This is a genomic window from Agromyces rhizosphaerae (genome assembly GCF_027925245.1).
GTDB lineage: Bacteria > Actinomycetota > Actinomycetes > Actinomycetales > Microbacteriaceae > Agromyces > Agromyces rhizosphaerae.
The window spans coordinates 1,262,948-1,277,293 of record NZ_BSDP01000001.1 but is presented as its reverse complement, the minus strand read 5'-3'; the positions used below and the strand labels follow the sequence as shown (position 1 = coordinate 1,277,293).

Below are 14,346 nucleotides of genomic sequence, written 5' to 3'. Positions count from 1 at the left end.
CCCCGTGTTACGGGGATGTGCAGCGGGTGGCGTCAGCCGAGCGCCGCATCGACGATGCGCTTCGCCTCCGCCTGCACCTCCGCGAGGTGCTCGGGGCCGCGGAACGACTCGGCGTAGATCTTGTAGACGTCCTCGGTGCCGCTCGGGCGGGCCGCGAACCAGGCGTCCTCGCTCGTGACCTTGAGGCCGCCGATCGCGGCGTCGTTGCCCGGCGCCTTCGACAGCTTCGCGGTGATGGGCTGCCCCGCGAGCTCGGTCGCCGTGATCGCGTCGCCGTCGAGCTTGCCGAGCACGGCCTTCTGCGCCGGCGTCGCGGGCGCGTCGACCCGCTGGTACGCGGGGTCGCCGTAGCGCTCGACCAGCTCGGCGTAGAGCTGCGACGGGCTCTTCCCCGTCACGGCGCGGATCTCCGATGCGAGCAGGCAGAGCAGGATGCCGTCCTTGTCCGTCGTCCAGACCGTGCCGTCCTTGCGCAGGAACGAGGCGCCGGCGCTCTCCTCGCCGCCGAAGGCGACCGACCCGTCGATGAGGCCCGGCACGAACCACTTGAACCCGACCGGCACCTCCCAGAGCCGTCGGCCGAGGGCGGATGCCACCCGGTCGATCATCGAGCTCGACACCAGCGTCTTGCCGATGGCGGCGTCGGCGGGCCACTCGGGGCGGTGCGCGTAGAGGTACTCGATGGCGACCGCGAGGTAGTGGTTCGGGTTCATGAGCCCGGCGTCGGGCGTGACGATGCCGTGGCGGTCGGCGTCGGCGTCGTTGCCGGTGACGATGTCGTACTCCGCCGCGTGCTCGAGCACCGAGGCCATGGCCGACGGGCTCGACGGGTCCATGCGGATCTTCCCGTCCCAGTCGAGCGTCATGAACGACCAGGTGGCGTCGACCCGGGGGTTCACGACCGTCAGGTCGAGGCCGTACTGCTCGGCGATGGCCTCCCAGTAGTGCACGGATGCCCCGCCCAGCGGGTCCGCCCCGATGCGGATGCCCGACTCGCGGATCGCGTCCACGTCGATGATCGACGCGAGGTCGTCGACGTAGTTGCCGCGGAAGTCGTAGGTCTCGACCGCGCTGGCCTCCCGCATGTTCACGTCACGCAGGCCGCCCTCGATGATCGCGTTCGCGCGGTCGGCGATCCACTTCGTGGCATCCGAGTCGGCGGGGCCGCCGTGCGGCGGGTTGTACTTGAAGCCGCCGTCGGCGGGCGGGTTGTGGCTCGGGGTGATGACGATGCCGTCGGCCTCGCCCTCGGCGCGGCGCTCGGGGTCGTTGTTCCACTTCAGGATCGCGTGCGACAGCGCGGGCGTCGGCACGTAGTCGCCGAACTCGTCGACGAGCACGCGCACGTCGTTCGCGACGAGCACCTCGAGCGCGCTGGTCTGCGCCGGGGCGCTCAGCGCGTGGGTGTCGGCGCCGATGAACAGGGGACCGGTGGTGCCCTGCGCGGCGCGGTACTCGACGATCGCCTGCGTGATCGCGAGGATGTGGTGCTCGTTGAACGCGGTCTTCAGGCTCGACCCGCGATGGCCGGAGGTGCCGAACGCCACCCGCTGCTCGGGCACCGAGACGTCGGGCTTCAGCTCGTGGTAGGCGTGGATGAGGGCATCGACGTCGATGAGATCGGATGCCAGGGCCGGGGTTCCCGCTCGCTCGTGCATGACCTTCATCCTTCCACCGGGGCGCGCAGGCGTCACGCCCTTGCGGGGCATCCGTCCCGTGCCTACCCTCGGTCGACTCGCCGGGCCGCTTCGCCGCTCGCGAACCAGACCGCGCTCGGCGCCGGCCGCGCGCCCGCGCTGGCTAGGCTGACCTCCATGACGGATGCCGCTGCCGACGCCACCGACGCCTACTCGTACCTCGGGCCGGCCGGCACCTTCACCGAGGCGGCGCTGAAGCAGGTTCCGGATGCCGCGGGGCACCCGTGGAACCCCGTGAACAACGTGGGGGAGGCGCTGGCCGACGTCACGTCCGGCCGGGCGGTGGCGGCGATGATCGCCATCGAGAACTCGATCGAGGGCGGCGTCTCGGCGACGCAGGACGCGCTGGCGACCGTGCCGGGCCTGCGCATCGTCGGCGAGTACCTCGTGCCGGTGAACTTCGTGCTCGTCGCGCGCCCGGGCACGACGCTCGCCGACGTGCGCACCGTCAACGCGCATCCGGTCGCGTACGCGCAGACGCACGGCTGGCTCGAGCGCGAGCTGCCCGGCCACGCGCACGTGCCGAGCTCGAGCAACGTGCAGGCGGCCGCATCCCTGTTCGAGAACGACGTGGCGGATGCGGCGGTCGCACCGCCCGGCATCGACGCGCACCACCCGGTCGACGTGCTCGCGACCGGCATCGGCGACAACCCGAACGCCGTGACCCGCTTCGTGCTCGTCAGCCGCTCGCGCGCCATCCCTCCGCGCACCGGCGCCGACAAGACGAGCCTCATCGTCGAGCTGCCCGACGACGAGCCCGGCTCGCTGCTGGCGATGCTCGAGCAGTTCTCGACGCGAGGCGTGAACATGAGCCTGCTCGAGTCGCGGCCCATCGGCGACGCGCTGGGTCGGTACCGGTTCGTGGTCGACCTCGACGGGCACATCGAGGACGAACGCGTGGCCGACGCGCTGCTCGGCCTGCGCCGCTTCAGCCCGAACGTCATCTTCCTGGGCTCGTACCCGCGCGCCGACAAGCAGCCGAACGAGTACCACTCGAAGTACGACGACGCGGTCTACGTCGAGGCGCGCGACTGGCTGCGCGGCCTGCTGAGCGGCGAGCCCGAGGCGTAGCGCTCGGCGTCAGCCCAGGTGCTCGCGGTCGACGCGGATCACGACCGACGAGGCATCCGTCTTCGCCGCGATCTTCACGACCTTGCCGAACTCGTCGCCGTCGACCTCGAGCTCCTTCGCGTCGTCGCCGAGGTCGAGGCTGAACGAGCGGCCGCGCAGGTACGCGATGACCGAGCTGCGCTCGGAGCCCTCGGTGTCGTCGCGCATCTTGATGACCGTGCGGCCGACCGCCGTGCGGCGCAGCACCCGGTTCTCCCAGGTCACGCGCCGCCAGACCTGCAGCCAGCCGAGGAAGCCCTTGGGCTGGAGCACCGCGACGTCGAGCCTGCCGTCGTCGACCTCGGCGTCGGGGATCAACTCGACGTTGCCCGGCAGGTCGCCGAGGTTCGCGATGAGCACCGAGCTGACCCGGGCGCGGTGGGCGTGGTCGTCGTCGAGCCGGTAGTAGACCCGGAACGGTTCGGACTCGGGGAGTGCGCGAACCGCGCCCTCGACGTAGGCGAGCCAGCCGACGCGCTTCTTCAGGTCGTCGCTGGTCTTGGCGATCATGTCGGCGTCGATGCCGATGCCGGCCATCACGAGCGAGGCGAACGTCTCGGCCTCGCCGCCCGGGCGGGTGACCTCGAGCATGATCACGTCGATCGCGCGCGGCACCCCGTGCAGCGCGGTCTGCAACGCACCCTTCACGTCGTTGACCGGGATGCCGAGCGTGCGCGCGAGCAGGTTTCCCGTGCCGAGCGGCACGGCGGCCATCTCGACGCCCGTGCCGCGCAGCCCCTCGGCGACCGCGCGCACCGTTCCGTCGCCGCCCGCGGCGATCACGAGGTCGACGCCCTTCGCGACAGCGATCTCGGCCATGCCCTTGCCGGGGTCGTCGGCCTCGGTCTCGATCCAGACCGGCTCGGCCCAGCCGGCCTCCTCGATGGCGGATGCCACGTCGCGGCGCAGCGCCTCGACGCCCTTCTTCGTGGGGTTGTAGATCACCGCCGCCCGGCGTTCCCCGCCGTCCGCGCCAGTTCCCCCCGCATCCATGGCTCAACGGTACGGCATGCCGTGCGCGACATGTGCCCGCCGCGCACGGGGTGGCGGGCCGGGGCAGGGCGCCCCGCGGCCCGCCGGGCACGCCGCCGTTAGACTTGCTCGCGTGATCGACCCCGTGCTGCTCCGCGAGAGCCCAGATGTCGTCAAGCGCTCGCAGGAGGCGCGCGGCGAGTCTCCCGACCTCGTCGACGCCGCCCTCGAGGCGGACGCGTCGCGTCGTGCGGCGATCAGCGCGTTCGAGACCCTCCGCGCCGAGCAGAACGCGTTCGGCAAGACCGTCGCGAAGGCGCCCAAGGAGGACAAGCCCGCCCTGGTCGCCCAGGCGCAGGAGCTCGCCGCGAAGGTGAAGGCCGCCAACGCCTCGTCCGGCGAGGCGGAGGAGCGGTTCACCGCCGCGATCGGCGCGATCGGCAACGTCGTGATCGACGGGGTGCCGGCCGGCGGCGAGGACGACTTCGTACTGCTCCGCGAGGTGGGCGAGCGCCCCACGTTCGACTTCGACCCGCGCGACCACCTCGAGATCGGCGAGCTGCTCGACGCGATCGACATGCAGCGCGGTGCGAAGGTCTCCGGTGCGCGCTTCCACTTCCTCAAGGGCGTCGGCGCCCGCCTCGAGCTCGGCATCATGAACATGGGCCTTGCCCGGGCGATCGACGCGGGCTTCACGCCGCTCATCACCCCGACGCTGGTGCGCCCCGAGATCATGCAGGGCACCGGGTTCCTCGGCGCGCACGCCGAGGAGGTCTACCACCTCCCCGCCGACGACCTCTACCTCACGGGCACGAGCGAGGTGGCGCTCGCCGGGTACCACTCCGACGAGATCATCGACCTGTCCGGCGGCCCGCTGCGCTACGCGGGCTGGTCGACCTGCTACCGCCGCGAGGCCGGCTCGCACGGCAAGGACACCCGCGGCATCATCCGCGTGCACCAGTTCGACAAGCTCGAGATGTTCTCCTACGTCGACCCGGCCGACGCCGAGGCCGAGCACGAGCGGCTGCTGGCCTGGCAGGAGGGCATGCTGCAGGACCTGGGGCTCAGCTACCGCGTGATCGACGTCGCCGCGGGCGACCTCGGCTCCAGCGCGGCACGCAAGTACGACGTCGAGGCGTGGGTGCCGACGCAGGGCGCGTACCGCGAGCTCACGTCGACCTCGAACTGCACGACGTTCCAGGCGCGCCGTCTCGACATCCGCCACCGCACCGAGAGCGGGAAGACGGCCCCGGTCGCCACCCTCAACGGCACCCTCGCGACCACCCGCTGGATCGTCGCGATCCTCGAGACCCACCAGCAGGCCGATGGCTCGGTCGTCGTGCCCGAGGCGCTCCGGCCGTACCTCGGCGGCCTCGAGGTGCTCGAGCCGGTGGGCAAGTAGGCCTCGCCGATGACGTCGCCCTGGTTCGTCGCGCTCGACGTCGACGGCACCGTGCTGCACGAGGACGGCACGCTCGACCTCGCCGTCGTCGAGGCCGTGCAGGTCGCCCGCGACGCGGGGCACCTCGTGACGCTCGCCACGGGACGCTCCTGGAAGCACACGCGGCCGATCCTCGAGCGCCTCGGCATCGAGCCCGAGTACGTGGTCTGCGCGAACGGCGCGCTGGTGCTGAAGCGCGACGGCGAACCCGGCGGCGGCTACCGCCGCGAGCACATCGAGACGTTCGATCCGGCCGACGTGCTGCGCCGCATCCGCGAGTACCTCCCGCAGGGCAGCTTCATGGTCGAGGACCCGACCGGCTACCGCCTCTACACCGCGGGCATGGACGACTGGGACCTCGAGGACGCGCACGAGGTCGACTTCGACGACCTGCTGCACACGCCCGCCACCCGCGTCGTGGTCATCTCGCCCGGGCACGAGCTCGACGAGTTCCTCGCGATCGTGGAGCAGATGGGCCTGCACCAGGTGAGCTACGCCATCGGCTGGACGGCGTGGCTCGACATCGCGCCGGAGGGCGTGAACAAGGCCACCGCGCTCGAGCGCGTGCGCGAGTGGCTCGGGGTGCCTGCCGACCGCGTGCTCGCGGTGGGCGACGGCCGCAACGACATCGAGATGTTCGAGTGGGCGGCTCGCGCGGGCCGCGCGGTCGCGATGGGGCAGGCGCCCGACGAGGTCAAGGCGGCCGCCACCGAGGTGACGGGCGACATCGACCACGACGGGGTCGTCCAGGCGCTCGACTCGCTGCCCTGAGACCCATTCGGGCGGGGGCACGCGCGGCGACGGCCCGGCTCGGGCATGCCGCCCGCGGCATCCGTCGACTGCCCGCGCACAGCCCCGGTTCAGGGGTCTCCCAGTGGACGCTGGCAGGCTCGCAACCTGCGTTCGAGTAGAATCGGGCCAGTTCGGGAGCGAGGATGCCGTCGAGTACGGCCGCGTCAGCGTGCCCGGCCGGGAGGGCTGTCCGAGCGGCCGATGGAGCTGGTCTTGAAAACCAGTGGGCAGCAATGCCTCGTGGGTTCGAATCCCACGCCCTCCGCCAACCGAAGACCACGACACGACCAGGAGACCGGGAAGGAGCCGAGTGAACGAGGAGATCCGCCACAGCTCGCGTCGAGCCGCGAAGCACCCCACCGTCGCCCGGCACGGCCGCCTGAAGAAGTCGAGCGCCTGGCGCACGCTGGCCAAGGTCACCGCCTCGACGCTCGCGGTGCTGCTCGTCAGCGGTGTCTCCGTCGCGGCGTACGCGGCGTGGGACCTGGCCGACACGGTGCAGCCGTCGGTGACCCTCGGCAACGAGGAGGTGCTCGAGGGCGTGCCCGACGTGGGCGCGATCGACGGCGGCGTGAACTTCCTGCTCGTCGGCAGCGACAGCCGCGAGGGCCAGGGCAACGGCTTCGGCGACCCGACCCAGGAGACGGCCGTCCTCAACGACGTGACGATGCTGCTGCACATCTCCGAGGACCACACGCACGCCTCGGTGATCAGCTTCCCGCGCGACATGCTCGTCGACCTGGTCGGCTGCAAGGACCCGGAGACCGGTGCCGACCTCTGGGACCAGTACGGCGTCAAGATCAACACCGCGCTCGCGTACGGCGGCATGGCCTGCGTCGTGAGCACCGTCGAGAACCTCACCGGCGTCACGATCCCGTTCGCGGGCGTCGTGCAGTTCCTCGGCGTCGCCGCGCTCTCCAAGGCCGTCGGCGGCGTGGAGGTCTGCGTGGCCGAGCCCATCGAGGACCTCTACACGGGCACGTTCCTCGACGCGGGCATGCACACCCTCGAGGGCATCCCCGCGCTGCAGTTCCTCCGCACCCGCCACGGCGTCGGCGACGGCAGCGACCTCGGCCGCATCTCGAACCAGCAGGTCTTCCTCTCCGCGCTCGCGCGCACGCTGCAGAGCGACGGCACGTTCACCGACCCGGTGAAGCTGTTCAGCATCGCGAAGGCGGCGCTGGCGAACATGCAGCTCTCGAGCAGCCTCACCGACCCGGTGCGCATGGTCTCGATCGCCAAGGCGATGAAGGACATCGACCTCGCCCAGCTCGCGTTCATCCAGTACCCGACCGGGTACACGGCGAACGGGGGCGCCGTCGTGCCCACCGCGTCGGCCGAGGTCGTGAACCTCGCGCTGCAGGAGGACCGGCCGGTCTCGTTCGACGAGGACCAGAACGAGGCGAGCTTCGCCTCGGAGAAGGACGAGACCGCATCGCCCTCGCCCAGCGCCGAGGCCACCGAGGAGCCGGCCGAGACCACGGCGCCCGAGTCGACGGCGGATGCCGGTGGCGAGACCGCGACCGCCTCGCCCGAGCCCACCGCAGAGGCGCTGCCGAGCGACGTCTACGGCCAGACGGCGGCCGACACCCGTTGCTCCGCGGGCCGCACGCTCGCCGACCAGTAGCATCCGCCCGCCCGCTCCCGGCCTCGAATCGTCGCTCGGGGGCATGTGCGGTTATGATGTCAGGCGTGCGTCGCGCGAGCGTCGCACGAGGAGACGTCGCATAGTCCGGTCGAGTGCACCACCCTGCTAAGGTGGAGTCCCCGTAAGGGGACCGCGGGTTCAAATCCCGCCGTCTCCGCTCACCGAAACCCCTCTTCGCGAGGGGTTTCGTCGTCTCCGGGCCGGAGGATGGGTGCATGGCATCGCTGAGGGGTACCGCCGCACGGGGCATCCGCCTCGCCCTGGCCGTCGCGGTCGCAGGTGCACTGGTCGGATGCTCCGAGGGGGCGACGCCCGATGCCGTCGCCCCGACCGCCGCCGACGGCGGACTCGCGCCGGTCCCGTCGCTCGGAGCCCCGACCGACTTCGCCACCGGACTCGCCGCCCCCTGGTCGGTCGCGTTCCGCGCCGACGGCACGCCGCTCGTGAGCGAGCGCGACACCGGTCGCATCCTCGAGTTGTCCGAGACCGGCGAGGCGCGCGAGGTCGGCGCGGTCGCCGGCATCCGCTCGGATGGCGAGGCCGGCCTGCTCGGCCTCGCCGTCGACGACGCCGACCGCCTCTACGCGTACTCGACCACGCCCGGCGGCAACCGCATCCAGCGCTTCGTGCTGCGCGGTGAACCCGGCGGCCTCGCACTGGGCTCGCCGCAGACGATCCTCGACGGCATCCCCGACGCGAACTTCCACGACGGCGGCCGCATCGCGTTCGGGCCCGACGGCATGCTCTACGCCACGACCGGTGACGCGGGCGACCGCCCGGCGTCCCAGGACCTCGCCTCGCTCGCCGGCAAGATCCTGCGGATGACACCTGACGGCGACGCGCCCGATGACAACCCCTTCGACGGCTCGCTCGTCTACAGCTACGGCCACCGCAACGTGCAGGGCATCGCCTGGGCCGACGACGGCACGATGTTCGCCTCGGAGTTCGGGCAGAACACGTGGGACGAGCTGAACGTGATCGAGCCCGGCGGCAACTACGGCTGGCCCGAGGTCGAGGGCATTGGCGGCGGCGACGGGTTCATCGACCCCGTGCAGCAGTGGAACCCCGACGAGGCGAGCCCGAGCGGCATCGCGATCGTCGACGAGACGCTCTTCCTCGCGAACCTGCGCGGGCAGGTGCTGCGGGCGGTCCCGGTCGCCGACCCGACGCAGCACGAGGACCTGTTGGCCGGCGAGTACGGACGCCTGCGCGACGCCGTCGCCGCACCCGACGGCTCGCTCTGGGTGCTCACCAACAACACCGACGGGCGCGGCTCGCCGCGCGACGGCGACGATCGCATCCTGCGGATCGACGTCCGGTCGTGACCTCCTGACGGGTCGTTGCCCCTGACGACGCGCGTCCAGTGAAGCTATATCGTGTGGAATATATTCTAGCGAATATACGGAACCGTGCTAGGTTTTCCCCCACAGCGATACGACGGCGTATCGCGACTATGGGAAGGGATCAACGTTGACCCGCTGGAAGACCACAACGGCCGCGCTCATGATCGCCGCGCTCGCCCTCACCGGATGTGCCGCAGCGAGCGAATCCGCCTCCACCGACGAGTCCGGCGGCACGCTCACCCTCGTCGGCTTCACCGCCCCGGACACGATGGACCCTGCAGGGGCATCGTGGGGCAACTCATCGCCCTTCTACCAGTCGGTGTTCGACACGCTGCTGCTCGCGACCCCAGCGGGCACCATCGAGCCGTGGCTCGCGACCGGATGGGAGTACAACGAGGACAACACCGTGCTCACGCTGTCGCTGCGCGACGACGTGACGTTCACCGACGGGTCCGACCTGACCGCGGACGTCGTGGTGAAGAACCTCCAGCGGTACAAGGACGGCACGTCCCCGAACGCCGGCCAGTTCGCGGCCGTCGAGGGCTTCGAGGCGCTCGACGACGCAACCGTCGCCATCGCGCTCGAGGCGCCCGACCCCGCGCTGCTGAGCTATCTCACCCGGGATGCCGGCCTCGTCGGCAGCGCGGACTCGCTCGACAGCCCCGAGGTCGCGACGACGCCCGTCGGCTCGGGGCCGTACGTGCTCGACACGGATGCCACCGTGACGGGCACCACGTACGTGTACACGAAGAACGCGGAGTACTGGAACCCCGAGGTCCAGCACTACGACGAGCTCGTCATCAACGTCATCACGGACCCGACCGCTGCGCTCAACGCGCTCAAGGCGGGCGAGGCGAACGGCGTCAAGCTGGTGACGAACGACGACGTGGCGGAGGTCGAAGCCGCGGGCTGGACGATCGAGTCGACGGAGCTGGACGTGCAGGGCCTCCTGCTGTTCGATCGCGACGGGGAGATGAATCCCGCCCTCGGCAACGTGAAGGTGCGTCAGGCGATCAACTTCGCGATCGACCGGGACGCGATGCTCGAGACGCTTCAGGGCGGCCTCGGCACCGTGACGACGCAGATGTTCCCGGCCTCGTCGGTCGGGTACGACGACGGCCTGGACGACTACTACACCTACGACCCGGAGCGCGCGAAGCAGCTCCTCGCGGAGGCGGGCTACCCCGACGGGTTCGAGATGGAATCGATGTCCATCTCGATGCTCGGTGCGAGCACCTTCGCGCTGATCGGGCAGCAGCTCGAGGACGTCGGCATCCGGGTGTCGTACGTGGACACGGGAATCGACCAGGCGATCGCGGACATGCTCGCTCCCAAGTACCCGGGTGTCTTCATGTCGCTGGAGCAGAACCCGGACTGGCAGCTGATCAACTACATGATCGCGCCGACCGCTGCGTTCAACCCGCTCCGGTCGCAGGACCCGCGCGTCGACGAGCTGATCGAGCAGATCCAGTTCGGCGATGAGTCGGTCGCGCAGGAGGCGACCGGCGAGCTGAACGAGTGGCTCGTCGAGCACGCGTGGTTCGCGCCCTTCTACCGCGTGCAGGGCAGCTTTGCGACGGATCCCGAGACGACGGTGGAGATGCTCCCGACGAACATCTTCCCCGCCATCTACGACATCCAGCCGAAGTCCTGACCTCGGGTCTCCCCGACTCGCCGGAGGGCGGGCCGGGGAGACCGTCCTCTCCAGACAGGAGGAGCGAACCGTGCTCATGTTCATCGTCCGGCGCATCGTGGCCGGAGCGATCCTGCTCTTCGCGATCTCGATACTCGCGTTCACGCTGCTCTACCTCGACAGCGCGACCATCGCGCGCCGGATCCTCGGCGAGACGGCCACGGAGGAGCTGATCGCGAGGAAGACGGCCGAGCTCGGACTCGACCTGCCCCTGTGGCAGCAGTACCTCCAGTGGCTCGCCAACGCGCTCCAGGGCGACCTCGGTCGTTCGTGGACCAACGGCCAGCTCGTCTCGGTGAATCTCGCGGATCGGCTGTCGGTCACGCTGTCGTTGGTCATCGGCACGACGGTGCTGACGGCGATCGCGTCCGTCGTGCTCGGTATCCTCGCGGCGCAGAAGGGAGGCTGGGTCGACGGCGTGATCCAGGTCATCACGGTGCTCGGCTTCGCGATTCCCGGGTTCCTCATCGCCCTCTACCTCGTGCTCGCATTCGCGATCAACCTGCACTGGTTCAAGGCGACCGGGTACGTTCCGCCCACGGACTCGATCTCCGGGTGGCTCGCGTCCGTGACGCTGCCGATCCTGGCACTGTCCTTCGGTGCGGTCGCGGCCGTGACGCAGCAGATACGCGGTGCGGTCATCGACGGGATGTCGCGCGACTACGTCCGAACGCTGCGCAGTCGCGGCCTCTCGCCGGCGAGCGTCGTCTACCGGCACGTGCTGCGCAATGCGGCCGGACCCGCGCTCGCGGTGCTCGCGCTCCAGTTCATCGGACTGCTGGGCGGCTCCCTCATCGTCGAGCAGGTGTTCGCGCTCCCGGGCATGGGCCAGCTCACGGTCGCAGCGGGGGTCGGCGGCGACATCCCGGTCGTGATGGGCGTGGTCGTCGTGTTCGCCATCATCGTCATCGTCGTCAATCTCGCCATCGACCTCGCGCAGGCGGCGCTCAACCCGAAGGTACGACTCTCATGACCGCCATCGAAGCCCCCATCAGCATCCCGGCCACCATCGAGAGCGCGTCGCTCTGGCGGCGCCTGGTGCGGAATCCGGCAGGACTCGGCGCCATCTGCTTCCTCGCGTTCCTCACCCTGATCGCGCTCGTCGGTCCATGGATCGCCCCCTACGACCCCGGGACGGCGTCGCTGCAACTCGTCCTGGCGTCACCGAGCCCGGAGCACTGGCTCGGGGCCGACGGAGCAGGTCGCGACGTGCTGTCGCGTCTGCTGGTCGCGACCCAGGTCACCCTTGCGGCCGCGGCCGTCGCCGTGGTCAGCTCGCTGGTGCTGGGGGTGGTCTCCGGACTCGTCGCGGGGTACTTCCGAGGCTGGTTCGATGCGGTCTCGTCCTGGTGCGCATCCCTCGTGATGGCCCTGCCGGGCATCGTCGTGCTCATCGCGGCTCGTTCCGTGCTCGGGCCGACGATCTTCGGCGCGATGCTCGTCCTCGGCGTCATCCTGTCGCCCATCTACTTCCGCCTGACCTACACCACGGTCGTCGGGGTCCGAAACGAGCTCTACGTGGACGCCGCACGGGTCTCCGGGCTCGGTGACGCGCGCATCATCGGCCGCCACATCCTCTCGGTCGTGCGCGCTCCGATCATCATCCAATCGGCCATCGTCGCCGGCATCGCGATCGGCGTGCAGGCAGGACTCGACTTCATCGGGCTCGGCGACTCGAGCGTGCCGACCTGGGGCGGGCTGCTGTCCGACGGCTTCGCGAACATCTACAAGCAACCGTTGCTCATGCTGTGGCCCTCGGTCGCCATCGCGCTCACCTGCGTCGCGCTCACCCTGCTCGCGAACGCCATGCGAGACGCGCTGGAACGCGTCTCGCCCGTTCGCCGGCGCTCTCAGCGACGAACCCTGGACGTGGTCGACGCTCCCGTAGGCGACGCGATCGCCTACTCCGACGCTCCGGCTGGGCCGATGCGCGACGTCGTCCTGTCGGTGCGGGAGCTGCGGGTCGGGTACGAGCAGCCGGTGTCGGGTGCCGACATCGAGGTCGTGCACGGGGTGTCCCTGGACATCCGGCGCGGAGAGATCCACGGCCTCGTCGGCGAATCCGGATCGGGCAAGAGTCAGACGGCGTTCGCGGTGCTGGGTCTGCTGCCCGCGGCGGGTCGTGTCACCGCGGGCAGCATCGACTTCGGCGGCATCCAGTTGGCGGATGCACCGGAGCGCACCTACTCGCGCATCCGCGGAACCCGCATCGGCTACATCCCCCAGGAACCGATGTCGAACCTCGACCCGTCGTTCCGCATCGGGTACCAGCTCGTCGAACCGCTTCGACGAGGCCTCGGGCTGTCGAAGAAGGATGCCACGGCGCGAGCCCTGGAACTGCTGGATCGCGTCGGCATCCCGGATCCGCGCCGCACGTTCGATGCGTATCCGTTCGAGGTGTCGGGCGGCATGGCGCAACGGGTGCTGATCGCGGGTGCGGTGTCCACAGATCCCGAACTGATCATCGCCGACGAGCCGACGACGGCACTCGACGTGACGGTGCAGGCGGAGGTGCTCGACCTGTTGCGCGACCTCCAGCGCGAGCGGGAGCTGTCGATGCTGCTCGTGACCCACAACTTCGGCGTGGTCGCCGACCTCTGCGACCGCGTGTCCGTCATGCAGCAGGGGCGCTTCGTCGAACAGGGCACCGTGAGCACCATCCTCACGGCGCCGTCCCACCCCTACACCCGCTCGCTGCTGGACGCGATCCTCGACGACGGCCCCGCGCGCGGGCCACTGGTCGATTCGCTCGTGACGACCGGGGGAGCCCGATGATGACGAGCCTGCTGAAGGTCCGGGACCTGATCGTCGAGTACCCGGGTCGAGGACTCCGTGCGAGACCGTTCCGCGCACTCGCCGGGGTGTCCCTCGACATCCGCCCGGGCGAGTCGCTGGGCCTGGTCGGCGAGTCGGGCTCCGGCAAGACGACGCTGGGCCGCGCCGTGCTCGGGCTGGCGCCCGTCACGTCGGGCGAGATCGTGTTCGACGGCAGGGAGATCGGTCACCTGTCGCATCGTGCACGCCGACCACTCGCGAGCGAGATCCAGGTCGTGTTCCAAGACCCCTACTCCTCGTTGAACCCGTCCCTCACGGTCGCCCAGATCCTCGCGGAGCCGCTCATGGCGCGCGGGGTCGCGGCGAAGGAGGCGAGCCGCCGCGTCGGCGACCTGCTCGAGCGGGTGGCCCTGCCCTCGGACGCCGCCCGCCGGCTCCCCCGGGAGTTCTCGGGAGGACAGCGGCAGCGCATCGCCATCGCCCGGGCACTCGCGCTGGACCCGAGGCTGGTGGTCTGCGACGAGCCCGTCTCCGCGCTCGACCTCTCGACCCAGGCTCGGGTCCTCGACCTGCTCGTCGAGGTCCAGGAGCGGACAGGGGTAGCCTACCTCTTCATCTCGCACGACCTCGCCGTCGTCCGCCACATCAGTCACCGGGTGTCGGTCATGTATCGCGGCGAGATCGTCGAGACCGGCGATGGCGAGCAGGTGACGGCGCGGCCGGTCCATCCGTACACGCAGCGCCTCCTCCTCGCGGCGCCGGTCGCCGACCCGCGCGCCCAGGCCGAGCGCCGCGCGGCTCGGCACTCGCTGCGCGAGTCGATCACGGCGCCGTCGACGGCCGTGATGTCGTGAGTACCACGACGCCCTACCAGT

General features: G+C 70.5%; 11 protein-coding genes and 2 tRNA genes. 11 read left to right on the top strand and 2 right to left on the bottom strand.

The window, feature by feature from the left end; genetic code table 11:
• Positions 1–32: 32 nt before the first annotated feature.
• Positions 33–1,658: a phosphoglucomutase (alpha-D-glucose-1,6-bisphosphate-dependent) gene (gene pgm / locus QMG39_RS06075; RefSeq protein ID WP_281883092.1), complete on the bottom strand. Its 1,626-nt coding sequence runs from the start codon at positions 1,656–1,658 to the stop codon at positions 33–35.
• Positions 1,659–1,814: 156 nt separating this feature from the next.
• On the opposite strand from pgm, the gene pheA reads away from it, so the two are divergent.
• Positions 1,815–2,768 (top strand): prephenate dehydratase, encoded by a 954-nt coding sequence (pheA, locus tag QMG39_RS06070; RefSeq protein ID WP_281883090.1) that lies wholly within the window; start codon positions 1,815–1,817, stop codon positions 2,766–2,768.
• A 9-nt stretch (positions 2,769–2,777) separates the two neighbouring features.
• Here pheA and QMG39_RS06065 read toward each other — a convergent pair whose 3' ends face one another.
• Positions 2,778–3,800 (bottom strand): diacylglycerol/lipid kinase family protein, encoded by a 1,023-nt coding sequence (locus QMG39_RS06065; RefSeq protein ID WP_281883088.1) that lies wholly within the window; start codon positions 3,798–3,800, stop codon positions 2,778–2,780.
• A gap of 112 nt (positions 3,801–3,912) precedes the next feature.
• On the opposite strand from QMG39_RS06065, the gene serS reads away from it, so the two are divergent.
• From serS to QMG39_RS06015, 10 genes are all read left to right on the top strand, one after another.
• Positions 3,913–5,181 (top strand): serine--tRNA ligase, encoded by a 1,269-nt coding sequence (gene serS, locus QMG39_RS06060; protein ID WP_281883086.1) that lies wholly within the window; start codon positions 3,913–3,915, stop codon positions 5,179–5,181.
• Positions 5,182–5,190: 9 nt separating this feature from the next.
• Positions 5,191–5,991, top strand: a complete 801-nt coding sequence (locus QMG39_RS06055; protein ID WP_281883084.1) for a Cof-type HAD-IIB family hydrolase — start codon at positions 5,191–5,193, stop codon at positions 5,989–5,991.
• A 201-nt stretch (positions 5,992–6,192) separates the two neighbouring features.
• A tRNA-Ser gene (locus QMG39_RS06050) sits at positions 6,193–6,280 on the top strand.
• Positions 6,281–6,322: 42 nt separating this feature from the next.
• Positions 6,323–7,639: an LCP family protein gene (locus QMG39_RS06045; protein ID WP_281883082.1), complete on the top strand. Its 1,317-nt coding sequence runs from the start codon at positions 6,323–6,325 to the stop codon at positions 7,637–7,639.
• A gap of 89 nt (positions 7,640–7,728) precedes the next feature.
• Positions 7,729–7,817: transfer RNA gene (locus tag QMG39_RS06040), tRNA-Ser, on the top strand.
• A gap of 58 nt (positions 7,818–7,875) precedes the next feature.
• Positions 7,876–8,985 carry a PQQ-dependent sugar dehydrogenase gene (locus QMG39_RS06035; RefSeq protein ID WP_281883079.1) on the top strand — a complete coding sequence of 370 codons (1,110 nt, stop codon included), beginning with the start codon at positions 7,876–7,878 and terminating at the stop codon, positions 8,983–8,985.
• Positions 8,986–9,130: 145 nt separating this feature from the next.
• Complete coding sequence (locus tag QMG39_RS06030) at positions 9,131–10,657, top strand: ABC transporter substrate-binding protein (RefSeq protein WP_281883078.1); 1,527 nt, start codon at positions 9,131–9,133, stop codon at positions 10,655–10,657.
• A 76-nt stretch (positions 10,658–10,733) separates the two neighbouring features.
• Entirely contained in the window at positions 10,734–11,669 is a 936-nt protein-coding gene (locus QMG39_RS06025; protein ID WP_281887183.1) for an ABC transporter permease, read from the top strand.
• Entirely contained in the window at positions 11,666–13,471 is a 1,806-nt protein-coding gene (locus tag QMG39_RS06020) for a dipeptide/oligopeptide/nickel ABC transporter permease/ATP-binding protein (protein WP_281883076.1), read from the top strand. Before QMG39_RS06025 ends, QMG39_RS06020 begins: the two co-directional genes overlap by 4 nt.
• The gene (locus QMG39_RS06015; protein WP_281883074.1) at positions 13,468–14,325 is read left to right on the top strand and encodes an ATP-binding cassette domain-containing protein; all 858 of its coding nucleotides are present in this window, start codon (positions 13,468–13,470) and stop codon (positions 14,323–14,325) included. Before QMG39_RS06020 ends, QMG39_RS06015 begins: the two co-directional genes overlap by 4 nt.
• Positions 14,326–14,346 lie beyond the last annotated feature (21 nt).

Coding starts and splice junctions, on each gene's coding strand:
- pgm (WP_281883092.1), bottom strand. CDS start 1,658: ATGCACGAGCGAGCGGGAACCCCGGCCCTGGCATCCGATCTCATCGAC.
- pheA (WP_281883090.1), top strand. CDS start 1,815: ATGACGGATGCCGCTGCCGACGCCACCGACGCCTACTCGTACCTCGGG.
- QMG39_RS06065 (WP_281883088.1), bottom strand. CDS start 3,800: ATGGATGCGGGGGGAACTGGCGCGGACGGCGGGGAACGCCGGGCGGCG.
- QMG39_RS06055 (WP_281883084.1), top strand. CDS start 5,191: ATGACGTCGCCCTGGTTCGTCGCGCTCGACGTCGACGGCACCGTGCTG.
- QMG39_RS06035 (WP_281883079.1), top strand. CDS start 7,876: ATGGCATCGCTGAGGGGTACCGCCGCACGGGGCATCCGCCTCGCCCTG.
- QMG39_RS06025 (WP_281887183.1), top strand. CDS start 10,734: ATGTTCATCGTCCGGCGCATCGTGGCCGGAGCGATCCTGCTCTTCGCG.
- QMG39_RS06020 (WP_281883076.1), top strand. CDS start 11,666: ATGACCGCCATCGAAGCCCCCATCAGCATCCCGGCCACCATCGAGAGC.
- QMG39_RS06015 (WP_281883074.1), top strand. CDS start 13,468: ATGATGACGAGCCTGCTGAAGGTCCGGGACCTGATCGTCGAGTACCCG.